This is a genomic window from Krasilnikovia sp. MM14-A1259, assembly GCF_047159535.1.
Taxonomy (GTDB): domain Bacteria; phylum Actinomycetota; class Actinomycetes; order Mycobacteriales; family Micromonosporaceae; genus Actinoplanes.
Genome location: NZ_BAAGAJ010000002.1, coordinates 3,797,388 through 3,822,045 on the forward strand (window position 1 = coordinate 3,797,388; position 24,658 = coordinate 3,822,045).

The following is a 24,658-nucleotide window of genomic DNA, read 5'->3' on the forward strand; positions in this document are numbered from 1 at the left end:
ATGGCGGATGCGGGGACGTACATAACGAGGAGGACCTTAATGGACCTGCGCGACTATCTGCGCGCGATCCGCAAGCGTTGGTGGCTGGTGGTGGGGACGACCGCCGTCGCCGTCGGTGTCGCCATCACGGTCACGATGCTCACGCCGCCCAAGTATGCGGCGTCGGTCACGTTCTTCGTCAGCACCCGCGGCGAAGAGGTGACCCAGGCCTTCCAAGGTGGCCAGTTCGCCCAGCAGCGCGTCAAATCGTACGTCGACGTACTGACCAGCAATCGGCTCGCACAGGCCATCGTGGATTCCGGCGCGACGAACCTGTCCGCGGAAGCCGTGCAGGGGGAGATCAGCGCACAGGTCGTGCCTGACACCGTTCTGGTCGCGGCGACGGTCACCGACGAGGACCGGGTACGCGCCCTGCAGCTCGCCCAGACACTTGCGGTGCAGTTTCCCCTGCTGATCGAAGGGCTGGAGACCCCGCCGGGCGCCAAGATCGCAACGGTCGGCGTACGGATCATCGCGGAGCCCAAGCTGGCCGACAGTCCGGTCTCCCCGCAGCCCCAGCGCAATGTCCTCCTCGCGATCGCGCTCGGTGTCCTCGTCGGCGTCGGGATCGCCGCGTTGCGGGAGTCGCTCGACACGACGATCCGCACTCCGGAGGTACTGAACAAGGCGGCATCCGCACCGATGCTCAGCGTCGTCCCGTTCGACGGCAAGGCGGAGAAGTCCCCGCTCATCACAGAGGGCAGTGCCCAGTCCACGCGGGCCGAGGCGCTGCGGCAGCTCCGGACGAATCTGCAGTTCGTCAACGTGGACCGCCCGCTACGCAGCCTGGTGGTCAGCAGTGCACTGCCGGGCGAGGGCAAGTCCAGCACGGTATGCAACCTCGGCATCGCCTTCGCCGAGGCGGGCAAACGGGTCCTGCTGATCGACGCGGACCTGCGTCGCCCCCGGCTCGCCCAGTACCTCGACCTCGAAGGGGCGGTCGGCCTCACCAACGTGCTGGCCGGTCAGGCGAACGTCCGCGACGTGGTCCAGGCGTGGGGCGGCAGCGGTCTGTGGGTACTGCCCAGCGGGTACGTCCCGCCGAACCCGAGCGAGCTGCTCGGCTCCGGCAACATGGCAGATCTGCTGACCAGCCTCGGCAGCGCGTTCGACGTCGTCATCATCGACACGCCGCCGCTGTTGCCGGTGACCGACGCCGCGGTCATGGCCACGCTTGCCGACGGGTGCATTCTGGTCACCCGGCACGCCAAGACGACCGTGGCGCAGGCGGGATCCGCGGCCGGCGCGCTCACCGCGGTCGGCGCCCGGCTGCTCGGCTGCGTCCTCAACATGGCGCCAAAGAAGGGCGGCGGCGCGTACGCGTACTACGGCTACGGCGCGTCCGACGACGACCTGGCCGCCGCGGTCCCGCAGCTCGGACCGGTCACCCCGGCCAAGCGCAATCTCGGCAAACTGCCCGCGCCGCCGCAGCAGGCGCTGCCCGCGGCCATCCCGGTGACAGGACGGGCACCGGCCCGCCCGGCCCGGCACAGCCGATCCGCCGCGGACGCACCCACCACCGAGATCCGGCTGCCCCACAACCACCCGTCGCAGGCGGGTCGCTTCGACGGCCCGATGTCGATGTCCACTCTCCGGATCAAACGGTGACGTCGGACCTTCGACGTCAGGGCTCGGCGACGGCGGCCACGATCGTGCCGAACGACTGCCAGATCTCCGCCGCGCAGTCGCGGAACGCCTCGACCGGCCGGTTGACCGGGTCGGGCAGATCATCGTCGGCGGCCGGTACGGCGGGCACGAGATGCCGTGTGGCCTGCACCCGGTCCACCAGCGTCCGCAGCCGCTTCGGCAGCGGGCCGGACATCAGGTCGTCGGCCGGCGGCACCGCAGCGACCAGGCGCGCGAACTGCCGGAACGTGAACGTGCGGCCCAGCGCGCCCGGGGCCAGCGACACACACGCCGCGCGCTGCTCCCGTGCGGCGGTCAGGACCAGATCCGCCTCGGTCACCATCGAGGACTGCAACGGCCGGCTGGCGAAGCCGCCCGCGTCGATGCCGCACTCGGCCAGCACCGTGGCGCTGCCCCGGTGCATCGCGGACCCCGCGTACGCGTGGGTGCCCGCGCTGGCCACCCGCACCTCCCCGCCCGCCGCACCGAACGCGTCGTCCAGCGCACGCCGGGCCAGGCGTTCCGCCAGCGGAGACCGGCACAGGTTGGCGTGGCAGACGAACAGAACCGTGAACTCGGATTCGTCCAACTTGGTCTCCCTCTACTCCGGCGTGCTGTTGCACGCCCCTTGGTCGGCCGCCCCGCACCGCGGCCCCGGACACCGGGCCAACGCGCCCCGAAAGGATGCGTCACGTTGACCGATCAGATCTCGCTGTCCCCTCCCGATGTCGGCGCCCTGGAGGAGACGTACCTCGTCGAGGCGTTGCGTTCCGGCTGGGTGGCCCCGACCGGCCCGGCGGTGACCGCGTTCGAGCGGGAGATCGCCGAACGCTGCGGGAGGGCCCACGCGGTCGCGACCAGTTCGGGTACGGCGGCACTGCATCTCGCGCTGATGACACTCGGGGTCGGCCCCGGTGACCTCGTCGCAGTGCCCACCCTGACCTTCGCCGCCACCGCCAACGCCGTCTCGTACACCGGGGCGGAAGCCGTGTTCGTGGACGTCGACCCGAACACCGGCAACCTGGACCCGGAGCTGTTCGCGAACCTGTGCACCGAACTTTCCCGCACCGGGCGCCGGCCGGCCGCCGTCCTTCCCGTCGATCTGTACGGCCGCTGCGCCGACTACGACGAGCTGCTGCCATTGTGCGACCGGTACGGGGTGCAGGTCATCGAGGACGCTGCCGAAGCGCTCGGTTCCACCTATCGTGGTCGCCCGGCCGGTTCATTCGGGCGCGCTGCGGTGTTGTCGTTCAACGGCAACAAGATCATGACTACGTCGGGTGGCGGCATGCTGCTGTCCGACGACCAGGACCTGGCCGACCGGTGCCGGTATCTGTCCACTCAGGCGCGGCAACCGGTCGCCCACTACGAGCATCTCGACGTCGGCTACAACTACCGGCTGAGCAACCTGCTCGCCGCGCTCGGACGTGCGCAGCTGCACCGGCTCGACGACATGATCGCCCGGCGCCGCATCCTGCGCGACGGGTACGCCAAGCTGTTCGCCGCCACCGACGGCGTGCGGCTGCTCGGGGCGGACGACCCCGACGCGAACTGCTGGCTCACCAGCATCGTCGTCGACCCGTACCGAACCGGGTGGACCGCGGCGGACCTGGCCGCCCACCTCACTGCCGCGGACATCGAGACGCGGCCGCTCTTCAAGCCCATGCACCTGCAGCCCGTGTTCTCCGGCGCGCACACCGTCCTCAGCGGGGTCGCGCAGCGGCTGTTCGAGCACGGGCTGAGCCTGCCCAGCGGCTCCGCGATCCGCGACGTCCAGGTGCACCGGATCTTCGACGCGGTGGCGGGCTTCCTGGCCCGGCCGGCGTCCCGCTGAGCGACGAGCAAGCAGACCCTCCCGACCCCCCGGAAGTGAGCGCATGCAGGTCTTGGAATCCGTGGCCGACCGGCACCGGTGGCTGCGACTGTGGCAGGAGTGTGGGCGGGAGCCGTTCGCGCATCCCGCGTACGGCGAGCTGTTCGCCCAGCCCGGCGAACGCCCGGTGGCACTCGTGACCGAACGCGACAACGGGTTCGCCCTGGTGCCGGTCATCCTCCGGCCGATACCGGCCGCGACCTCCCTCTACGACGCCGTTTCACCGTACGGCTACGGCGGCCCGTTCCGCCGCGGCGACGTCTGCGCCGACTCCGTTCTCGCCGACGTCGAAGCGTGGCTCGCCCGCGAGGGCCTGTGTTCCGCGTTCCTGCGGCTCTCCCTGGACGTGGAGGTGTCCGGCGCGCCCGGAACCACCGTGGCGGATGTCGCCGACAACGTGGTCGTCGACCTGCGCCGCGACGAGGAGGAGATCTGGCGCGGCTACGAACACAAGGTCCGCAAGAACGTCAAGAAGGCGCTGCGCGCCGGCTGCACCGTACGGCGCGACGACCGGATGCCGGACGTCGACGCGTTCGTCGAGGTGTACGCCGCGACGATGCACCGGCGTGACGCCGCGGCCTGGTACCACTTCGACCGGGACTTCTTCGCGCAGCTGGCCGAGTCCCTGACCGGCAACTACAGCGTCTTCTGGGTGCACGACGGCGACGGGCGCGTGGTCAGCGTCGAACTCGTCCTGGAAAGCGACGACTACCTGTACTCGTTCCTCGGCGGCACGCACGAGGACGCGTTCCCCATGTCGCCGAACGACCTGCTGAAGCACGAGGTGTCGCTGCACGGGCAACGCACCGGCCGGACCGGTTTCGTGCTCGGCGGCGGCTACCAGCGCGGTGACGGGATCTTCCGGTACAAGCGCTCGTTCGATCCGCGTGGCGTCCGAAGCTTCCGCGCCGCCCGGATGATCGGCCGCCGCGACCGGTACGACGCGCTGGTCGACGAACACTCCCGGCGTTCGGGCTCAGCACCGAACGGCGGCTTCTTCCCCGCTTACCGGGCACCCGTCGAGAGTGCGCCCGGCACCAATCCCACTCGTTCCACGGAGCTGACAGTTGCTAGCACGGAAGGTTGACAAGTCGCTCGCGAAGCGGCTGACCGATATCGGCATCGCCTCGATCCTGATCGTTCTCACCAGCCCACTCGTCCTGCTCGCCATGGCCGCCGTGCTGCTGACCATGGGACGCCCGATCCTGTTCACGCAGGAACGGACCGGCCTGTCGGAGCGGAAGTTCCGATTGCTGAAGCTGCGCACCATGGGGTCATCCCACGACGCCCACGGCATCCCGCTGACCGACGCCGAACGGCTCACCGCCGTCGGGCGCATTCTGCGCAAGACGAGCCTCGACGAACTCCCGCAGATGATCAACGTCATTCGCGGGGAGATGAGCCTCGTCGGACCACGGCCGCTGCTACCCCGCTATGACCCCTGGTACACGGACACGGAACGGCTCCGGTTCGCAGCACGCCCGGGAATCACCGGCCTGGCGCAGGTCAGCGGCCGCAACAACCTCGGATGGGACGCACGGCTGAACATGGACGTCCGGTACGTCCGCGACTGGTCGTTCCGGATGGACCTCGCCATTCTCATCTCCACCGGCTGGCGGGCATTCCTGGGCTCCGGCGTCTCCGTCGACACCAACGCTGTTCTCGCCGATCTCGACATGGAGCGTCAGGGACGTTGACCAACCACACCACCATCATCGACCTCGACCCGGACGACACTGCGCGCACGGAGGCAGCCGCACGGTTCCTCGCCGACTCGGTGCACAAGTCCATCGTCGGGCTCGTCCCGTACTCGTCGCCGAAGTACGCCGGTTTCCTGCGGGCCGCGACGCGGCCACCCGCGCCGATGCGTACGCTGCTGGTCCGCATGGCGGTGCGCGACTCGCACCTGGTCGGGGCGGCGGACTGGCGCATCCTGCCGGACCGGCTGTTCCTCAACGGGCTGACCGTGTCGGAGCGCCACCGCGGCACCGGGGTCGGACGCGAACTGGTCGCGGACGGACTGCGCATCGCCGACTCCCTGGGCCTCACCGAGCTCGGCCTGGACGTGATAGCCGACAACTCGGCCGCGCTGTCGCTGTACGGGCGCATGGGCTTCACGCTGACCACCACGACCGGCTGGTACGAACTGCCCGCGGGCGCCGGCAGCGACAGCGGACCGGCCCGGGCGACCGACTGGCCCTCGTTCCGCGCGCACCACGACGCGTACGGCTTCGGTGACCTGACCCTGCGTCTGAGCACCGGCGACACGTCGAAGGTCAGGCTGGTCGGACGCACACTGCGCAGCGAACAACCCGAGCCCGCTCCGGGCGTGCGGGCGTGCGCGCGCCTGATCGGCGTCGAGCGAATCACTTGCACCGCCGCCGTTCCGCCGCCCGGCGATTTCAGTTTTCTCTGTGAGTCCGTACGCATGCTCCGCAAGCTCTGAGCGCGCGCCACCACACATGTGCACCGTTCTCCAACGATGCCCCACGGAAGGGGACCAGGTTGAAGATAGTCGTCACCGGCGGAGCCGGATTCATCGGCGCGAACCTCTGCCGCGTGCTCACCACGTACCCGGGAGTCTCCCGCATCGTCGTCGTCGACGACCTCAGCACCGGCAACGCCGGCAACGTCGAGGACCTCGACGTTGAGCTGGTCGTCGGCAGCGTGACGGACTCCGACGTGATGAACCGGGCGGTGACCGGGGCCGACGCCGTGGTGCATCTCGCCGCGCTGCCCTCGGTTCCGCGGTCCATCGCCGATCCGGTCCGCAGCTACGAGGCCAACACCACGGGCACGATGACCGTTCTGGAGGCGTGCCGGACGAACTCCGTCCCGATCGTCTTCGCGTCGTCCGCGTCGGTGTACGGCCCGGCCGCCCCGGTGCCCACGCACGAGTCGCTGCCGACCAGGCCGGTCAGCCCGTACGCGGCGAGCAAACTGGCTGCCGAGGCGTTCACGTTGTCGTACGCCATCACGTTCGGCATCCCGGCCGTGGCGTTCCGGTTCTTCAACGTCTACGGTCCGCTGCAGGCGCCGGACCATGCGTACGCTGCGGTGATCCCGGCGTTCGTCGACGCGGCGCTCAAGGGCCGGCCGCTGACCATCGAGGGTGACGGCACGCAGACGCGGGACTTCACGTACGTCGGTTCCGTCGCACGGGTGCTCGCCGACGCGGCGGTCCGGCGCGCCTCGTCACCCACGCCGGTCAATCTGGCGTTCGGCAGCCGGGTGTCCATTCTGGATCTGGTCGACATGCTTTCGAAACTCGTGGGGCGCGAACTCGACCTGGAGTTCCGGCCGCCCCGGCAAGGCGACATCCCGCATTCCCAGGCCGACGCGACCCAGCTGATGCGGCTGTTCCCTGCAGCGTCGCCGATCCCGCTGGAGCTCGGCCTCGGCGAGACGGTCGACTGGTTCAAGCGGGCCGCGCTGTCCGCGGTCTGACGCACTCTCCGAGGGCCGAGGGGCCAACCACCGGCCCTCGGAGAGTCGAATGGCCCCTTGTCAGTCGTTCAACCAGTCCGCGATGACGGACAGGGAACTGAGGCCGTCCAGGGAATCGAGGGTGGCCAGCACGGGGCCGTCCTCATCCTCGATCCGGCAACCGCCATGCCGGAGGGGAACGATTCGCATCACCCGACCGCCGGGGCATCCCAGGTCGGTGCTGAGGCGCAGCGCGCCGTGACTCAGCATCGGGAAGAGGCTGCGGGCGTGCTCATTCCCGTACGCGGCCTCGACCAGAGCTCGCTCATCGAGCGCGTACTCATCAACCAGCAACGACTGCCACTGTGCGTTGATGAGACCCTCATCATCGTTGATGTCGGCCAATTCCCCGGCCTTGACGAAGGGGAATTTGGTGCTCACGTCCGACGCACTCTCTCCCTGCAGCCAAGCGACGACGACGCCGACAACGGCATCGAGGTCCGGAGAGGCGCCGCTCACCCACCGGGTCCGCGGCCGCGAACGATGAATCTGCACATGGAAGAACCTGATTCACCGCTCACCGGTGGCCCACGCCTTCCGCGCTGCCGCCACAACGGCCCCCTGCTCTGGTCGATCCGCCGACGCCGCCACCCAGCCCGAGCCATACGCAGCCACTACGCCAGGCAAGCCCTCATCGAGCCCTGATCACAATCCCCGACTGCAGTACTAGCGACCTTGCGTCATTCTGGCGAAATTCTTCGTCAGTTCCGGACCCAGATGCCGAATCAGTTCATGGCCCGGCTGGCCGCGGTTCGGCAGGTTATAGAGAAACTCGCTGACGACTATGCTCTTTTCCGCATCGTCGTCAGACCGTATCTTCGCCTCCATGAATTCGAGTGTAGAGCGCCAATCGGGCTCGTCCTCGTCTCCCAGGTAGGAAAGGACCGTTGACTCGACGACATCCCAGTAGAACGGTGCGAAGAGGAACTCGCCGTAGTTTTCTACGTTGTCTGAGTGCAGAACGCGAAACCCCGGAACGGCTGATATCAAGTCGTCGGCCACCTTTGCCGCGGCCCGCCTCAGCGATTCCCGTGAATCTTCCGTCAGCATCCGCCCAGACCTTTGTATGCCTCAAAGCCTTTGTACGCGCCCCGCTGGGCATCATCGATCGCCTCGATGAGGCTCTTCGCCACTTCGATGTCCCTTTCTGTGCGGGTGAAGTAGATATATTTGCTCTTCCGCTTGACTCGTTCCTTGGTGAGGTAGGTGTTAAGAGCACTCCTCCACTGTCTAGTCGACCCGATGTGGTCCCTGTCGTAGATGGGCGGGTGACCGTTGACCTCGAGGCTGGCCGAATTCATGGCGGAGCCGTCACCGTAGATTTTCGCACCGGGCGGCAGGTCCAGGGAATGATAGAGGGCGTTCACGATCTTCTGTAGATATTCGCTGTCAACCTGAGGTACGGGCGCTATTTTTTCGTTGTGGACGAGAACGGCTGTCCGGCCCGCCGACACGTAGAACGTGTGGAGCTCGTCGACCGTGAGATCGTACATCGTCCGGTAACCGGCGAAGGTTGTTACGGCGATGACCTTTACCCGATCGGTCTCTCTCGAGCCGAGCAGCAGTGTGCCCGGCTTCAACCGCCCGGCTTCAGTCCAGCGACGATTCTCCTGGTCCCAAAAAAGATGATCTCGGGTGGTATGGATGATGGCGATTCCACCATATTGGCGCCGGATTACCACATCCGCGAACTTCGTGTCGATGGTGCGATGCAGTTCCGTAACGCTCTCGGCCTTGCTGGTGTGAGTGATCGGATCAGCGGCACGGACGCGGTCACCAATGGCGACGTCCGCAATGCGCCTGGTGCTCCCGTCAGCCAGCAGGACAGGGGTATCGGCAGTGAAGCTGTTAGGGGTGAAGCATCTCTCGGCGAGGTCGGTCAGGCCCTTGACGACCGGGGTGTCTTTGAGATCACGGAGGGTGTCTTCAACCGCGTCGATGCCTTTGGCGCGGATGGCCTTGGACAGGGCGGTGAGTTCGTCGGCCGCGAAGGTGACTTTGGAGCCGAGTTTGTCGGCGAGCTCGACGAGGCGGGCGGCGTTGACGGTGCCGAGTTCTTTGATCGCGTTGACCATCTTCTCGGTGCCGAACTTGGTGACGGCGGCCATGATGTCCTTCGCGGACATCGCGGCGATGTCCTTGACAAGATCCTTCGTCACCTGCCCCGCGCCGACTTTGGCGAGTTTGCCGAGGATCCCGATGCCGTCGGTCCCGCCGATCGTGGCGACGTCGAAGACGACCTCACCGAGCGTGTACTGCCACCCCTTCGATTTCCAGTCGTCCCAGTGCAACAGCTGCTTGGGGTCCTGCATGAGCTTCTTGACGCCGTCGACAAGTGCATTGCAGGACGGGTCCGATTTGGGGAGGTAGGTAACGTCCGGGACGCTCCACTCGTCGCCGGCTGCGCTGTCGGTGCCGAGGAACCAGCCGCCGACGCAGCTGCTGGTGACGAGAAGACCCTTGACCGTGCCGGCAGCGCTGTCAGTGATGCCTTTACCGATCTTGGAACCGAAGTAGAAGTGATCGTTGATCCAATTGGCCTGCTCGTCGATCCAGGAGTTCACCTTGTTCTCGGCGGCCTGCTGTTCGGCGCCGTACTTCGCCCAGGCGGCGTTCTTGAGGTCGTTCGCCATCTTGGACATGCCCTGGGCGATGCCCCACATGCTGTTGGACAGCGACGTGATGTTGTTACTGACGGTGGTGATCTTCCCGGACAGGTTCCCGGCGTTCGTGGCGGCCTTCTGGGCCTTCGTGGCGTAGCCGCTCGCATTGTTCGCCGCCTGCTGCGCCGAACCGGCGTCATTGCCCGCCTGAGCGGCCATCTCCTCCGCACCGTCGGCCCACTGCCCCGCCTGCATGGCCCCGTCAGCGGCATCATCAGCCGCATCGACGGCGCCGTTGGCATCGTTGGCCGCGTCCTGGGCGGCGTGGATCGCGACGTTGCTCGCCTTGACGGCGCGAGTAGCGGCGGCGGCGGCCTTCTGCGCCGCCACATAGGCGGGCTTGACCTGGGCGACGGCCTTGTCGGCCATCTCCTGCGCGTGCACAGCCGCGGCGGCGGCGTCATCGGCGTGCTTCTGCGCGGCGGCAGCTTGGGCGTCACCGATCTGCATCGCGTTGTTGGCGATGTCGATGGCCATCGCGGCGTCGTTGTCCGAGTCGGCGTACGCGGACGCGATATCGATCGCGCTCGCGGCGGGATCGGCGATCCCGGCCGCGGAGGTGCGGGCGTCCAGCGCGGCCCGGCCGGACACCCGCGACCAGAACGAAGCGATCGCGGACTGCCGGACCGCGTCCTGCGCCGACTTCGCGGTCAGGTCCGCGTCGGTGCGCGCCGCGACCGCCCGGTTGATCGACGCGCGGGCCGCCTGCACCGAGGCGCGGGCGTCGGCGTTCGCCTTGCTCGCATCCTTGATCGCCGTGGCGGCAGCGGTCCGGGCATCGGTGGCGTCCTGGCGGGCCTTGGCGGCCTGGACCCCGGCCGCGCGCGCATCCGCGGCGGCCGCGGCCGCCGCAGCCGCCGCCTGGCGGGCTTCGGCTGCCGAGGCGCCGGCATCGGCGGAGGCGGCGTTCGCGGCGTTCTTCGACCGGTCTGAGGCCGTCTTCGCCTCGCCGGCCAGGGTCCGCAGCCGGGCCGCATCGTCGCGGAGCTTCTGCATGTCCGCGGTTCCGGGACACCCGTTGCCCGACGGGCTGTCAGGGTGCTTGCAGTTGGTCTCAGCAGCGAGCTGGCGTGCCTCGGCCGCCTGCGCCGCGAACTCCTTGGAGCTGGTGTTCTGGTCGTCCGTCCGGGCCTTGTCCACCAGCGTCTTGGCCCGTTGAGCCTTGTCGGCGAAGCGGGCTCCGGCAGCGAGCGCGTCTTCCTGCTTCCGCTTCGCCTCGCCGCCCTTGGCGACCACGATGTTCTGTTGGTCGATCGCCCGGCCGGCCGCCTGATAAGCGTTGACCGACTGGCTGATCGCCCTCGCGGTGGCTTCCCGGGCGATACCCCGCTGACGTCGCGCGGCTTCGTAGTCGGCGGCGGCGTTGTCGGCGTGCTGCTGCGCGTCGGCGGCGTCCTTCTCCGCGCGTTGCCGCTGGGTGCGAGCGTCCGCGGCGGCGGCCTGCGCGGCTGCGGCCAGCTTCTCCGCCCGGTCGGCGAGCTTCTCCGCGGCGGCCTGCTCACGCTCGGCGGCCTGCCGGTACTTGACCGCGTTGTTCGCATCCACGGTCGCGTTGCGGTCGGCGTCCAATGCACGACTGGCGGCCTCGGTGGCCTCCGCAGCGTGGCAGGCGGTCTCGGCGGCCTGCGACGCTGCGGCGCCGGCGTCGGCCTGTGCCTGCATCACATCGACCCAGGCGATACCGTGCGACAGGCCGGTGTCCTGCAGGACCCGCGCCTGCTCGGTCGCGACACCGGTGTGCGCGCTCACCTGCTTGGCCTTGTCTGCGGTCCACCCGGCGGCCTGACACGTCTGGGCACGCAGCGTGCTCAGCTGGCCGGTACGCGTCGGGCCGCCGTTCTTACGGATACCGAGGTCCTCGGCGTAGACGGCATCAGCCTGCTTGGCGCCCTTGTTCGCCACGCCCAGCGATCCGGAGGCATCGGTCAACGCCTTCGTCGCGGTGACGCTCTCGTTGATGATCTTCTTCTGGGCCTCGGCCGCCTGGGTGGCACGCTGGGCAAGGTCGGTCAGGTCGTTGACCGCCTTCGTCCGCGCCGCGAGCGCGTCGGTGATCTCCTTCTGCGTGTCCGCGTCGTGCTGGCTGGCAGCCTTGTAACCGGTGGTGTAGAACTCCTCGATGACCGCCGGGTCGTCGCTGTCCAACGCAGCCTGGCCGAGGGATTGCACCTCGTAGCCGCCGCTCGCGACGATCTGCTCCACCCGGGCGCGGATCGTGTTGGCCTTCTCCGTCGCGTTCTGCGCGTCCTGCTTGTCCGCGGTCTCCGCCATGAGTTCACCGGTGGACACGAACTGCGCGATCTTCGCGTCGTCGTTGCCGGCGAGCACGGCCTTGGCCTGTGCCTGCACCGTGGGGCTGCCGGTCTCGACCCACTGCTCGACCTGGTACCGGTTGTGCGCGGCCTGGTCCCTCTTGCGCTGCTCGCCGGCCTTGCGATACACCGGCAGACCGTTGTCCAGGAAGTCCTTGATCTTCGCCGGGTCGTCGGTCGCCAGCACCGCCTTCGCAGCCGCGCGCACGTCCAGATCCTCGTCGTAGTCGGCCAGGTCCTGGCACAACATCCGATCGAGCCCAGCGTCGTCGATCGGCGTGCTGGTCGGGGACGGGTCCTTGGCGTCCGCGCCCAGCAGCTGCTCCAACGCCTGCACGACCGTCACCGGCGCCTGCTGCCTCGTCGCGACCACAGCCGTTCGTGGCGCGGCTACGACCGCACCCTGCGGCGCGGCAACCGCCATCGCCAAACCCGCCGCCACACCAGCGAACAGGCGCGGCCGCCACCTCCGACCTGGCTGAGCTGCGCCAACGGCGGCCGCCGGACGATCACGCCACAATGCACCCACTGCCAGATACCCCCGTGATCCCCCGTACCGGCACCGGCCGGCGATGTGACTGGTCCCGGAAGCACCGCGGTGGGCGGTCCGGCAACAGATCGAAGATCATAGTCTTACCAGCTACCTCATAGCCGCCGTCCGAGACGGGGAACCGCTTTGGAAGCCTTCTGACCCGGTTTGCTCGGAAGCCTGTGGCGAAATCGCGGGATAGATCACATGGCTGCCGCTGAACTCACCAGGCAGCATCGCGCCCGGCCCTCGCGCAAGCCGGGCACGACAGGAGGATCGAGGTCGCCTCCCACGACCTCGGCCGTATGCGCGGCTAGAACGTGTCGATGTCCGCCGAGACGCAACCCCAGCGGGACGGCGCGACCAGCGCCTCCGCCCGTCCCGACAGCGTCTTGACCCCGAAGTGCAGGCTCCGCCGCAGGTCCGGGATGAAGCCGTGGCGCAGCAGGGTGCCCCGCAACGGATGGGTGCCGCTCATCCAGATCGTGGACGTGTCGGCCCGCTCGGCGTCCACGACCGCGGCGATCAGCGCGGCGGCCCGGCGCGGCGCCGGCCACAGGTCGCCGAACAGCACGTCGCGAAGGCCACCGACGGTACGCACCCGGTACGCGCAGTACCCGACGTCCGCCGACCCGGCGATGCGGTGGGTGCTGTGCGAGAACCGCCAGCCGAAGAAGTCCTCCGGGTACGCGGTGTGTGCCAGCTCGCCCAGCAGGGAGTCTCTGCGGTCGATGAACTCGCGCACCTCGCCGAACGCCGGGCGCGACGACTCCGGTACCCGGCTGCCCGCCTGCGCGCCCGGCGATCCGCGCCGCGCCAGTCTCCGCACCACGCTTCCGAGACGTTCGATCCGGTGGTACGCCCGGAACCCGGGCAGGTAACGCCACCCGAGCCGCTCGTACCCGGCCCGGGAGGCGGCCACGGACACGTTGAAGATGACGTCGAACCCGGAATCCCGGGCCTGCCGCACGAACTCCTCGCACATGCGGGTGAACAACCGCATCCGGCGGTACTCCGGGTGCACGCACGTGCCGTGCAACTGGATCGCGGTGAGCGCGTCACCCGGGACCCCACCGGCCAGGGGCCAGCGGATCCCTCCGCGTACCCCGACCATCGCGCCGGTCTCCGTGTCGAACGCGCCGACGAGTGGAACCGTGCCCACCGGATTCGCGCCGAACGCCCAGTGGGTCCGCTCGCGGTGGCCTTCCGCCGTCGGCCAGACCACGTCGAACAGGTCGACGACACGGTCGAGGTCACGGGAGCCGAACCCGCGCATCTCGACGGTTTCTGTGATGGTCAAGAGCTTTCCTTCCTCGGGGTCACGACTCGACGGTGGTTTCCGTCGTGACCAGCGCGGCGTACGCCTGCCGGACCGTCTCCTGGGTGGCGGTGAAGCCGAAGTGGCGGCGTGCCACCGCCCGGTTGCACGCCGGCACGTCGGGGTCGTCGGCCAGCCGCAGCGCAGCCTCGACGCCCTCGGCGATCGATCGCGGGTCCGCGGGATCGCACCAGACCATCACCGCGCCCCTGCTCTCGATCTCCCGCAGCGAGGCGAGGTCCCCGCAGACCGGAACGGACCCGCCCGCGAGTCCTTCGAGGATCGAGTTCGGCGTGCCGTCCGATGTGGACGGCGACACGGTCACGGTCGACAGCGCGGCGATCCGGAGCATGTCCGCGTGATCCAGCGCCGGGGTGCACGCGAACACGCCGGGCACCTGGCGGGCGTCGTCGATCACGCCGTGCAGCCCGGCCGCGAGAAAACGCGCGTCCACCCCGCGCGCCATCAGCATCCCGAACGCCTGCACCAGCGCCTCGTGATCGATGCATGAACGGACGCCGCGCGGATACGTGACCAGGCGGCCCGCCGTCAGGCCGTACGTGGTGAGGTACCCGGGATCCGCCGCCGGGAAGGTGTCGAAGTCCAGGCCGAAGTTGCCGGGCACGACATGTTTTGGCGTCCCCGGCCGCAGGCCGAAGTCGTCGGCCAGGGCGGCGTCGCGGGCGCAGTCGCCGAAGAAGGCGTCGGCACGTTCCAGCGCCCGGCGCGTGCGGGCGTGCACCGTACGGCTCACGTGCGCGTTGGTGATCAGGTCGGATCCCCAGGTGGAGACCGCCAGCGGGATCCCGGCGCCGGCCGACGACGCGGCGATCGCCTCGTACTGGATGCGCAGCGCGTGTACGACGTCGGGCGCCGCGGAGGCCACCAGCCGGGTCATCGACCTGCCCAGGCTGCGCGCGGCCCGCAGGTCCGCCGCCTCCTTGAGCCGCTGCCCGAGCCCGGGTGGGGGCGGCGGGCCGCAGCGCGTTTCGGCACCACCTGTGCCGCCGGCACCGGCTTCACCGCCGCCGAGTCCCGGCGCCGCGCCCGCACGCGCGGGTGGCCGCAGGGCGGCCAGTGCCGGGCGGATCGTGTTCCACAGGTCGGCCGGTTCGTGCACCGCGTGCGCCGGGAGCAGCGCGGCGAGCGCGTCCCGGTCGTCGTCGAGCAGGCGCCGGCTGGACAGCAGTGTGGTCTCGACGCCGATGCTGCACAGGCCGCGGATCCAGCCCCGCGTGTGTGGGCTCCGGCCGTCCGCGATCAGCAGGACATGCATGTCTTCGCTCCCTGTGTGCGTCATTTGCGGAGCGCCTCGTTCACCCTCGGCGTCACCGCGCCGTCCACGTCGGCGGCCGCGGACTTCTGCGCGAACGGGGCAGAAGCCACAGCCCGGATCCGGTGCCACACCTGAGGGTTCAGCGACCGCACCGTGACGCCCACCAGCGCCCCGTAGATCGCGAGGCCGGCGAGCGCCGCGACGATCGACGGAGCGATGACGTCGCCGGTGACCAGTTGGGTCAGCGCGAGCGGCGGGATCGCCAGCAGCGCACAGAGCGCGTACGGCTCCAGCACGACGCGCAGCGCCCGGACGTACGAGATGCCCTGGGTCCGCAGCGCGGAACAGGTCATGGCCGCGACCGTGCAGGCGAGGAACCCGCCGATGATCCCGGCGACGACGGCCGGGTCGGTCGTCAACCGTCCGGACGCGGAGCTCACCGCAAAAAGGCCCGCGCCGGCCACGCCGATGTGGACCGTCCAGCGCCGGTACTCGCCCGCCGCGATCCGGGTGCTGCGGGCCACGGCAAGCAGCAGGCGCAGCGGGAACAGCGCGGCCAGGATCTGGCCGACCACCACCGCGTCGTGCCACCGGTCACCCCAGATCAGCCGTTCCGCGAGCGGCAGGACGAGTACGACGCAGAAGCACAGCGGCGCCACGATGTACCCGAGGGCCGAGGTGCCCGACATCAGGAGCTGTTGCCGCGCCTCCGCGGTCGTGGCCCGCGGCAGGGAAGCCAGCAGCACCTGGCCGACGCTGGAGGCGACGCCGCCGAGCTGCGCGGGGATCTGGTATCCGAAGAAGTAGATGCCGAGCAGCGCGTTCGTCCAGCTCAGACCGAGACCGAGATAGTCGCCGCCGGTGACCAGCGCGGTACCCAGCGAGCCCGCCATCAGCCACTTCGACTGGTGGATCATCGTCATGCCGCGGGCCCAGCCGTTCGTGCCGGGCCACACGTTGATCCGCGCCAGCCGTACCCCTACGAGGGAACTGGCCGCCGCCGAGATGACCAGGCCCAGCACCAGCGCCATCGCGGAGTGCCACAGCGCGGCCAGCGCCAGCGCGCTCAGCACCTGGACCGCCGCCTGGACGAAGAACAACAGCGCGGCCTTCTTGAACTCGCAGCGCGACTGCAGGACCCCGACCGCGACCCCGAAGTGCGATCCCAGGGGCATCGCCGCCGCGGCGACCACGAGCAGCGTCCCCACCTCGGCGTGTTCCGGCCGCAGTCCCACCAACTGGGCCACGCCCGCGAGGGCCAGTGCGGCGAGCGAGTTGGTCGCGATCGCACCGGCGAGCGCCTCGTTGGTCACGCGCGTGTCGACGCGCGGGCCGAGCCGGACCAGGTGGTCGGAGATGCCGCCGTCGCGGAAGATGTTGGCGATCGTGACGATGCCGATGACGAAGGCGTACGTGCCGAAGGCGTCGGGGCCCAGCAGCACACCGAACATGGCCTGCCCGACGCCGGCGATGACCTTCGAGGCGACATTCCCGATCGCCAGGTACAGCGAGCTACGGGCTGCGCTCGTTCCCATCGGTGAGGCTCCTCTCGTCCGTGCCGACGGTGTCCGCTGTCGCGTCCGGCGGCGAGATCGTGCCTGAGCGGAGCAGGGCGACCCACGCGGCGACACCGGCGACGGTGATGCTGGTGGTGACCGGGGAACGCACCGCGAAATACATGGCGGGGTACGCCATGCCGGCCACCAGGACCCACTTGTCCGGAGTCACCTGAGCCCTGGCGACCAGCCGGCACAGGGCACCCGCACCCGACCCGACCAGGGCGGACCAGGCGAACGCACCGATGACGCCGAAGTCGGCGTACCCCTCGCCGGGATAGCCGACGGAGGCGCTGTGCCCGGCGCTGAAGCCGCCGTCGCCCATCTCGCGGGGCAGCCACCAGCCGAGCAGGGGCGGCTTGCCCGGCCAGACCGATCGGGGAATCCAGAAGAAGGTGACCGCGAACGCGGACGCCCCTTCCCGGAACTGCTCGTGGTCGAACAGGTCGACCATCCGGGCGGTCATGTGTGTGACGCCCTCGTTCTGGTCGAGGCTGACGTTCTCCCCGGCATGGAGGACGTCGCTCAGTTGCGCATTGTTCAATCCGGTGGTCCGCACCGCGCTCATCACGGCCGTGGCCGGAATCAGCAGGCCGACCAGAACGACCAGGCGGGCCACGTGCACCTTGTGGCTGCCCCGCAGAATCAGCACGATCGCGGCCGGCACGGTCCCGGCGAACAGCAGGACGTTGCGTGACCCGGACAGGAACGCGATCGCCAGCACCGGCAGCGCCCACAGGTACGCGCGCAGCAGCGGCGAGATACCGGACGAGATGAGCCGCACCGTGGCCACGCCCGGCAGCAGCAGCGCGGCCGCCAGGCCCAGCGCCTGTACCGGACCTTCGTCGACGCCCTCCGTGCCGACCCGCCCGTTCAGGCCGCGGGAGACCGCGAGCGGCACCCAGAACACGCCCGCGGACGCGACCGCGGTGAGCACCACCAGAACGTTGCGCCCGTGCCAGAACGGCGGCGACGGTCGCGTGCGGATCCGGGCGCGGCGCGGCGCGCTGCGGGCCACCGCCTCGGCGACGAGAACCACGAGCGCGTGACAGCTGCACAGCAACTGCGCGGCGAGAGTCGCACCGCGTACGGTCGTCGGCACCTCCATCGGCGCCCGCAGCACGTCGAACATCTCGGGCGCGATGATCGTGAGGAAGCCGACCTCCCACGCGATGAGCGGGTACAGCCGCCGCCCGGTCGCGAGATCCACGACGCGGTTGACCACCGACACCGCGGTCACCACGACCGTGGTGGTGGCCAGCGCGGCCGGTGGGATCGGGGCGATCCAGAGAATCAGTACGACCCAGTAGGCGAACTGTTGCAGCCGGTGCCGCCGCGGCGTGTCGCTCCGGTTGTCCCGTGCCTGGACGGCCGTCATCGGGGCGGCCCGGCCTCCGCCATCGCCAGCAGGCCGGTACCGAGCTTGGTGACCCACCGTTCCGAGTCGAAGTTCTCCGTGTGTACCCGCAGCGACTCGCGGCCCATCGCGGCCAGCTCCGATCGCGGCATCGCGCTGATGGACCGTACGAGCGGCGCCATGTCGTCGGGGCGGTCCGGGTCGTACCGCCAGCCGTTGGACGGCTGCACGACCTCGTCGACGTTTCCGGCGCGTTCGCTCAACAGCACGGGCAGCCCGGCGGCCAGCGCTTCGACCGCGGACAGCGGTGACGCGTCCTGGAGGCTGGGCAGAGCGAACACGTCCGCGATGGCGTACAGGCGGACCAACTGCTGCTCGTCGGCGGTGCCCAGGAACGTGGCCGGTACGTCCGACGAGCGGCAGATCTCCTCGAGCCGCCGCCGTTCCGGGCCATCGCCGGCCAGCATCACCCGCGTGTCGCGCATGCCCGCGAACAGCGGCAGGAAACGATCGAGACCCTTGATCGGGTGCAGGCGCGCGGGGATCAGCCACACCACTTCCTGCTCGGCGATCCCCAGTTCGGCGCGCAACTGGTCGCGCTGCGGGCGCAGCCGGTCGACGCCGTCGCGGTACAGCGCCTGGTCGACGATGTTGGGCAGCTGAAGCACCGGTTTGCCGGTGACGCCGGGATCGATCTCCTCCAGGTAGGACCGGGACCGCGGGCCGGGCACGATGTAGCCCGCGCACCTGCCCACCACGCGGCGTTTGACCGCCACCACCGGCCCCCCCGTACGCCGGAACGGCGCCCCCGCCGGGCTCTCGGTCGCGAGCAGCACGCGGCTCTGCCGTGGCGGGGCGAGCGCCAATGCGACCAGGGTGGGCGCCGAGTAGCCGCCCAGGACCAGCAGATCCGGCTTGCGTCGCCGGACGTAGCTGACCAGGCCCGGGTTGGCGTGCACGCTCACCTCGCGGATCTGGGGGTGTGCACCGCGGAAGAACCGGTGCGGGTAGTTCATCTCCTCAGCGGTGAACTGCCAGTGGCGCTCCGGTTCGGTGCGCGCCATGAAGGCCACCTCGAACGTCAGCCCCATCGCGGGCAGCAGCCGGGAGAAGACGCGGTACCGGTGGTTGCGGTACGGGGTGGGGATGTTGGTCACCCAGACGAGGTGCGGCACACGGTTCGCGGTCACGATGCGGCCACGGGGGATTCGGACGGCTGCCACGTCGGGCTCCGGCGGATCCGGTGCGCCACGTACAGGTAGTCGTCCTTGCCCGTGAGTTTGCGGACCAGGGTCTCGGGGGTGTCCTCGGCAGCCACCTCGCACCGGGGCAGGGTGAACAGGTCCGCTTCGGGGCCGACACTTCCCCAGACCGTCACGGCTGCCGTCCGGAACCCGGCGGCGATGGTCGCGGCCCGGGTCCGCTCGGAGTACGCGCCGTGCTGCCCGTTCGGGTACGAGTACGAGACGACCTCCTGCCCGGCCCACTCCGAGAGCTGTTCCCGGCTGGTCGCGTACTCGGCGGCCAGGTCGCGTCCGGCCGTGAGGACCGCGGTCGCCAGTTCGTGCTGCAGGCCGTGGCTGGCGATCTCGTGCCCTGCGGCGGCGAGGTTGCGCAACTGGGCCCGCGACATCATGCGCCGGTCCGGGTAGAGCTGATATCCCGCGTCCGGGCACTGATTCTCCGCGCGGATCTGGCCCGCGACCGCGAAGAACGTGGCGGGTACGCCGTGCCGTTCCAGGATCGGTGCGGCGACGTCGTGGTTGTCCTCGTAGCCGTCGTCGAACCCGAGCGCGATCCACGGCGAGGTGCCACCCTGGCGCAGGGCCTCCGGGATCTCCCGGTGGGTGATGAACCGGTAGTCGAGTGCCTTCGCCGCCAGGATCTGCGCTTCGAAGACCTCGGGGCGGGTGCTGATGGACAGCGTGGGATGCACGCTGTGGTAGTAGATGATGCGGTTGCGAAACGACGGGGGACGCAGGCTCCACGCAGTTTTCAGCGCGGTGCGCAGCGCAGTCTTGCAGGTGCCCTGAAGGCTCATGTCGCGATTCCCAGGTCTGGCCGGCGTCCTAGCGATCGGTGCGGACTCCGGCCCAGTCGTGATGACGATGGACGGTCGAGAGGAGGAAATGCGCCACCCGCCGCGACGTGTCGGCGACGAGATAGTCGGCGGGGCAGACGCCGGGCTGGAAGCCGGGCCGCGACAGGATCGTGGTGACGGCTTCGCGCAGGCCGTCGGGGTGCAGGCCGGTCATGACCATGGTCCCGGTCTCCAGCGCTTCGGGTCGTTCGATCGAGTCGCGCAACGTCACGGCCGGGAATCCGAGGATCGAGGACTCCTCGCTGATCGTGCCGCTGTCCGACAGCGTGCACCGGGCCTGCATCTGCAGGTGTACGTAGTCGATGAAGCCGAACGGCTCGTGGAAGACGATGCCTTCCAGCGTCGACGGGTCGTCGGCACGCTGTTCCAGCCGCTTACGCGTGCGCGGATGGGTGGACACGAGCACGGGCAGGTCCCACTCGTCGCGTACCGCCCGCAGGCAGGACAGCAGCCTGCCGAGGCGTACCGGGTCGTCGACGTTCTCCTCGCGGTGTGCGCTGACCAGGAAATAGCCGGCGGGTTCCAGTTCGAGGCGGCGCAGCACCGTACTGGCGTCGATCTTCGGGCGGTAGTGCTCCAGGACCTCACGCATCGGTGAGCCGGTGTGCATGATGCGGCGCGGGTGCAGGCCCTCGGCGAGCAGGTTACGGCGGGCGTGCTCGGTGTAGACCAGGTTGAAGTCGCTGACGTGGTCGACCATGCGCCGGTTGGTCTCCTCCGGCACGTTGAGGTCGAAGCACCGGTTGCCGGCCTCCATGTGGTAGACGGGGACCTTCATCCGGCGGGCCATCAGCGCGGCGATACAGCTGTTCGTGTCGCCCAGCACGAGCAGCGCGTCGGGCCGTTCCTCGGTGATGGCCTGCTCGATTCCCGCGAGGACCCCGCCCAGCACCGTGCCCAGGCTGGACGTGTCCACGCCGAGGAAGCGGTCCGGGCGGCGCAGCTCCAGCTCGTCGAAGAAGACGTCGCTGAGCATCGGATCCCAGTTCTGGCCGGTGTGCACCAGGACGTGCGCGACGGTGCGGTCGAGGCGGCTGATGACGCGGGACAGCCGGATGATCTCCGGCCGCGTGCCCACGACCGTCATGACCTTGGTCATCGGTCTCCTCCTCGGGTGGTGGCCGCGATGAGCAGGTCCTCAAGCCGGTCGATGCCTGCGGTCCGGGACATCCGGGCGTGGTAGAGGTGCTGGGCGCGGCGGGCCATCTCCCGGCGTTCCTCGGCGGGCACCTTGGCGGCCTGCCGGAACCGGTCGGCGAGCAGCCGCCAGTCGTCCGGCGGGCTGGCCAGGCCGACCCCGTTCTCCTCGACCAGGGCGGCGCAGTCGCCGGGTACGGACACCAGCACCGGGCTGCCGCAGGCGAGGGCGGCCTGCAGCTTGGACGGGATGGTGCCGCGGAAGATCGGCAGGTCGCGCAGCGTCACGAGCTGGTAGTCGGCGGCGCCGGTGAGCGCGGCCATGTCGGTCGGCGGGCGGCGGCCGAGGAACCGGATGTTGGTCGCGCCGAGTTCGTCGGCGAGCCGCCGTGCGGGCTCCTCGGAGATGCCGGAGCCGACCAGGACGAGGTCGACGTCGGGTGCGGTGGCCGCGGCGGCGCGCACGGACGCCTCGATGTTCTGGAACGGGCCCATCGTGCCCGCGTACATGATGGTGCATTTGCCGCGGTGGCCGATCTCGCGCCGGGCCGCCGCCGCATCCGGTACGGGGTGGAACAACGACTCGTCCGCCCAGTTGAGGATCGTGCGGACCCGCTCCGGATGAGCGCCCCGGGCGATCACCAGGTCGCGCATGGACGGCGCGATGACCGCGATGCCCGCGGACATCCGGTAGACGCGGCGCATCACCGTGTGCAGGGTCCGCTCCATCATCCGCCCGGCGAACCCTTGCGGGGCCATCGTGGACGAGGTCACGGATTCCGGCCAGATGTCCTGGACGTGGATGACCGCGGGCACCCGGCACAGCAGGCGCAGCAGCGCGGGGGCGGCGAAGACCGTGGCCGGGGTGAGGTAGACGTACACGACGTCCACGCCGCTGAGGTAGCGCGGCGCGGCCAGCGCACTAGTCGTGGCGAAGGACAGGTAGTTCGCGGCCCGCCGCAGCCCGGACGAGTCGTGGCTGGCGTACAGCGGCACTCGGCGGGTGGTGATTCCGGCGGTCCGGGAGACGTGCCCCCAGCGTTGGCGGAAGCCGGGATACAGCTTGCCGTCCGGGTAGTTGGGGTAGCCGGTGAGGACCCGGATCTCGTGCCCGCGGGCCGCGAGGTCCTCGGCGAGGTTGCTGGGGATGGGTGAGGGTTCCGGATGGAACCACTGCGAGATGATTCCGATCTTCATCAGACCGCCTCGGGATACGTGTCCGGGCGCGCGGGATCGAACAGGTCGTTGGCCCAGAACAGGGTGGTGAGTTCGCCACCGCCGACGTTGGTGATGTCGTGCGCCCACATGGTGGGCATGTCGACCAGGGCGGGCTGCTCCCCGCTGACCCGGAACAACACCACGTCGTCGTGCAGGACTCGGCGCATCCGGATCTCGGCCTCGCCGCGCACCACGACGAACCGTTCCACCTTGGCCAGGTGGTAGTGCTGCCCGCGGGTGACCCCGGGAACCGTTGACGAGCAGAACGTCTGCCCGCCCCCGGCATGCACCTTGACCGCTTCGACCAGGGCGCCGCGCGCATCGGCGTGCCGCGACAGCGGCACCGCGGCGGGCGCCAGATGCGACCGGTACGTGTTGAACAGCCGCACGTCGAAACGGTCCGTCAGCGCCGGGATCTCGCCGCGCCGGTAGGTTGCGGCGAACCCGGTGAGCTGGTCGGCGAGCTGCCGCACGGTACGCCGCGTGGTGTCGCATTCGCCGCCGGGTGCGGGTTCGCCGAGCAGCAGGGCCGCGGCGTCGGTGGCGTGCAGCAGGTCCAGTTCCCGGTCCGCGTCGACCTGTGGTGCGCCGCCGTCCGCCAGGAGCCGGCAGAACGTGGCGACCACGGAGTTGTAGCGGGGGCGGCCGTGTTCGCCGAACAGGTTGGGCAGCAGCACATCGTCGAACTGCGAACCGAACCAGCGGGTGGTCTCGGCCAGCAGTACCGCGGCGGCCGCCTTGCCGTCGCCGTACGGGGTGCCGTTGCCGGCCTGCACGGAGTTGGCGAACACGACCCGCTTCGGCGGAGTGGTGCAGGCGCGCAGGCCGGCGCAGAGTTGCCGGGCGAGTGCCACGTTGCCCTCGGCCACCTCGCTGGGCTCGCCGCGGTTGACGCCGGCCACGTGGATGACCCGGTCGACGCCTTTGATCAGTCCGGCGAGCCGTTGCGCGCTGGCCAGGTCGGCGCGACTGACGAGGATCGGCTCGGGCAGGCCCAGCGAACGGGCCAGGACGCGCAGGTGCCAGCCGAGGAACCCACCGGCCCCGGTGACGGCGAGTGTGCCCGGCATCAGGCGTCCACCAGGTCGGCGGTACGCCCGGCGGCGGCGAGCTGGACCCGCACCTCGGGCAGGGTCAGCAGCACGCGCTCAACCTCGGGTACGGAGAGCCGGGGGGCGTTGGCGGAGTTGAAGTCGAAGATGGTCTCGCGGTCGGTCTCGCCCTGCTCGACGTAGAGCGAATAGTTGAGGTCGCGGCTGTCGACCGGGACCCGGAAGAACTCGCCGAAGTCCTCCGCGTGTTCGAGTTCCTCGCGGCTGGCCAGGGTTTCGGCCATCTTTTCACCGTGCCGAATTCCGAGGATGTTCATCTTGGCGGACACCCCGAACAGGTTGCACAGGGCCGTGCCGAGGTCGGCGACGGTGCATGCGGACGCCTTGCGGATGAAGACGTCGCCCGGCTGCGCATGGGTGAACGCGTGCTCGACCAGTTCCACGGATTCGTCGAGCGACATGAGGAACCGGGTCATCGCGGGTTCGGTCACCGTGATCGGCTGTCCGGCGCGGATCTGCTCGATGAACAGCGGGATCACCGAGCCGCGCGAATACATCACGTTGCCGTAGCGGACGCAGGAGACGTTCGTGGCGGCGTCGGGGTTGGTGCGGGCGTGCGCCTGCGCGACCTTCTCCATCAGCGCCTTGCTCATTCCCATCGCGTTGATGGGCTGCACGGCCTTGTCCGTGCTGAGCAGCACGGCGGAACGGACCCCGGTGCGCTCGCACGCCTCGATGACGTTGGCGCTGCCGAGCACGTTGGTGCGGATCGCCTCGAGCGGAAAGAACTCGCACGAGGGCACCTGCTTGAGCGCGGCCGCGTGGAAGACGTATCCGACCCCGCGCGCCGCATTGGTCACCGAGGCCAGGTCGCGGACGTCACCGACATGGAACCGGACGCGCTCGTCGCGCAGGCGGCGCCGCATGTCGTCCTGCTTGGCCTCGTCGCGGCTGAGGACCCGCACCTCCGCGGCACCGGCGCTGAGCAGTCGGGCGACCATGGTCTGACCGAACGATCCGGTGCCACCGGTGATGAGGAAGCGTTGGTCCTTCAGGGTGGGCAACAAGGTTCCTCCCGTTCACCCGCCGTTCAGCAGGCATCGCTGGGAAACGAT

The 24,658-nt window shown here is 69.6% G+C and carries 20 protein-coding genes; 6 read left to right on the forward strand and 14 right to left on the reverse strand.

Translation table 11 applies throughout. From position 1 onward, the window contains the following. Positions 1 to 39: 39 nt before the first annotated feature. Positions 40 to 1,647 (forward strand): polysaccharide biosynthesis tyrosine autokinase, encoded by a 1,608-nt coding sequence (locus ACMCNK_RS16970; protein ID WP_412737375.1) that lies wholly within the window; start codon positions 40 to 42, stop codon positions 1,645 to 1,647. Between the two features lie 16 nt (positions 1,648 to 1,663). Here the strand turns inward: ACMCNK_RS16970 and ACMCNK_RS16975 are convergent, their stop codons facing one another. Next, complete coding sequence (locus ACMCNK_RS16975; protein ID WP_412737376.1) at positions 1,664 to 2,254, reverse strand: low molecular weight phosphatase family protein; 591 nt, start codon at positions 2,252 to 2,254, stop codon at positions 1,664 to 1,666. Positions 2,255 to 2,359: 105 nt separating this feature from the next. Here ACMCNK_RS16975 and ACMCNK_RS16980 point away from each other — a divergent pair, with 105 nt between their 5' ends. Genes ACMCNK_RS16980 through ACMCNK_RS17000 form a run of 5 tightly spaced genes read left to right on the forward strand, consistent with a single transcriptional unit; the run spans position 2,360 to position 6,985 of the window. Further along, positions 2,360 to 3,499 (forward strand): DegT/DnrJ/EryC1/StrS family aminotransferase, encoded by a 1,140-nt coding sequence (locus tag ACMCNK_RS16980; protein ID WP_412737377.1) that lies wholly within the window; start codon positions 2,360 to 2,362, stop codon positions 3,497 to 3,499. A 43-nt stretch (positions 3,500 to 3,542) separates the two neighbouring features. Further along, entirely contained in the window at positions 3,543 to 4,625 is a 1,083-nt protein-coding gene (locus tag ACMCNK_RS16985) for a GNAT family N-acetyltransferase (RefSeq protein WP_412737378.1), read from the forward strand. Next, the gene (locus tag ACMCNK_RS16990) at positions 4,606 to 5,235 is read left to right on the forward strand and encodes a sugar transferase (protein ID WP_412737379.1); all 630 of its coding nucleotides are present in this window, start codon (positions 4,606 to 4,608) and stop codon (positions 5,233 to 5,235) included. Before ACMCNK_RS16985 ends, ACMCNK_RS16990 begins: the two co-directional genes overlap by 20 nt. Continuing rightward, positions 5,232 to 5,984 (forward strand): GNAT family N-acetyltransferase, encoded by a 753-nt coding sequence (locus ACMCNK_RS16995; protein ID WP_412737380.1) that lies wholly within the window; start codon positions 5,232 to 5,234, stop codon positions 5,982 to 5,984. The genes ACMCNK_RS16990 and ACMCNK_RS16995 overlap by 4 nt, the downstream gene beginning before the upstream one ends. Positions 5,985 to 6,043: 59 nt before the next feature. Further along, positions 6,044 to 6,985, forward strand: a complete 942-nt coding sequence (locus ACMCNK_RS17000) for an NAD-dependent epimerase/dehydratase family protein (RefSeq protein ID WP_412737381.1) — start codon at positions 6,044 to 6,046, stop codon at positions 6,983 to 6,985. 60 nt (positions 6,986 to 7,045) lie between these two features. On the opposite strand, the gene ACMCNK_RS17005 is transcribed toward ACMCNK_RS17000, so the two are convergent. From ACMCNK_RS17005 to ACMCNK_RS17065, 13 genes are all read right to left on the reverse strand, one after another. After that, positions 7,046 to 7,483: a DUF6193 family natural product biosynthesis protein gene (locus tag ACMCNK_RS17005; protein ID WP_412737382.1), complete on the reverse strand. Its 438-nt coding sequence runs from the start codon at positions 7,481 to 7,483 to the stop codon at positions 7,046 to 7,048. Between the two features lie 207 nt (positions 7,484 to 7,690). Further along, on the reverse strand, positions 7,691 to 8,074 hold the full coding sequence (locus ACMCNK_RS17010) for a hypothetical protein (protein ID WP_412737383.1): 384 nt from the start codon (positions 8,072 to 8,074) through the stop codon (positions 7,691 to 7,693). Beyond that, a complete protein-coding gene (locus tag ACMCNK_RS17015) occupies positions 8,068 to 12,249 on the reverse strand; it encodes a polymorphic toxin-type HINT domain-containing protein (RefSeq protein ID WP_412740890.1) in 4,182 nt (1,393 codons plus the stop codon). The genes ACMCNK_RS17010 and ACMCNK_RS17015 overlap by 7 nt, the downstream gene beginning before the upstream one ends. A 592-nt stretch (positions 12,250 to 12,841) precedes the next feature. Continuing rightward, a complete protein-coding gene (locus ACMCNK_RS17020; protein ID WP_412737384.1) occupies positions 12,842 to 13,828 on the reverse strand; it encodes a GNAT family N-acetyltransferase in 987 nt (328 codons plus the stop codon). A gap of 19 nt (positions 13,829 to 13,847) precedes the next feature. After that, a complete protein-coding gene (locus ACMCNK_RS17025) occupies positions 13,848 to 15,122 on the reverse strand; it encodes a glycosyltransferase (protein ID WP_412737385.1) in 1,275 nt (424 codons plus the stop codon). 20 nt (positions 15,123 to 15,142) lie between these two features. Beyond that, complete coding sequence (locus tag ACMCNK_RS17030; protein ID WP_412737386.1) at positions 15,143 to 16,657, reverse strand: oligosaccharide flippase family protein; 1,515 nt, start codon at positions 16,655 to 16,657, stop codon at positions 15,143 to 15,145. Continuing rightward, positions 16,635 to 18,056 (reverse strand): O-antigen polymerase, encoded by a 1,422-nt coding sequence (locus ACMCNK_RS17035; protein WP_412737387.1) that lies wholly within the window; start codon positions 18,054 to 18,056, stop codon positions 16,635 to 16,637. The genes ACMCNK_RS17030 and ACMCNK_RS17035 overlap by 23 nt, the downstream gene beginning before the upstream one ends. Further along, on the reverse strand, positions 18,053 to 19,258 hold the full coding sequence (locus ACMCNK_RS17040) for a glycosyltransferase family 4 protein (RefSeq protein ID WP_412737388.1): 1,206 nt from the start codon (positions 19,256 to 19,258) through the stop codon (positions 18,053 to 18,055). The genes ACMCNK_RS17035 and ACMCNK_RS17040 overlap by 4 nt, the downstream gene beginning before the upstream one ends. After that, entirely contained in the window at positions 19,222 to 20,076 is an 855-nt protein-coding gene (locus ACMCNK_RS17045) for a polysaccharide deacetylase family protein (protein ID WP_412737389.1), read from the reverse strand. The genes ACMCNK_RS17040 and ACMCNK_RS17045 overlap by 37 nt, the downstream gene beginning before the upstream one ends. Positions 20,077 to 20,104: 28 nt before the next feature. After that, positions 20,105 to 21,235, reverse strand: a complete 1,131-nt coding sequence (gene wecB, locus ACMCNK_RS17050) for a non-hydrolyzing UDP-N-acetylglucosamine 2-epimerase (protein ID WP_412737390.1) — start codon at positions 21,233 to 21,235, stop codon at positions 20,105 to 20,107. Then, entirely contained in the window at positions 21,232 to 22,470 is a 1,239-nt protein-coding gene (locus ACMCNK_RS17055; RefSeq protein ID WP_412737391.1) for a glycosyltransferase family 4 protein, read from the reverse strand. Before ACMCNK_RS17055 ends, wecB begins: the two co-directional genes overlap by 4 nt. Then, positions 22,470 to 23,561, reverse strand: a complete 1,092-nt coding sequence (locus tag ACMCNK_RS17060) for an NAD-dependent epimerase/dehydratase family protein (RefSeq protein WP_412737392.1) — start codon at positions 23,559 to 23,561, stop codon at positions 22,470 to 22,472. Before ACMCNK_RS17060 ends, ACMCNK_RS17055 begins: the two co-directional genes overlap by 1 nt. Further along, a complete protein-coding gene (locus ACMCNK_RS17065) occupies positions 23,561 to 24,607 on the reverse strand; it encodes a polysaccharide biosynthesis protein (RefSeq protein ID WP_412737393.1) in 1,047 nt (348 codons plus the stop codon). The genes ACMCNK_RS17060 and ACMCNK_RS17065 overlap by 1 nt, the downstream gene beginning before the upstream one ends. Positions 24,608 to 24,658: the final 51 nt, after the last annotated feature.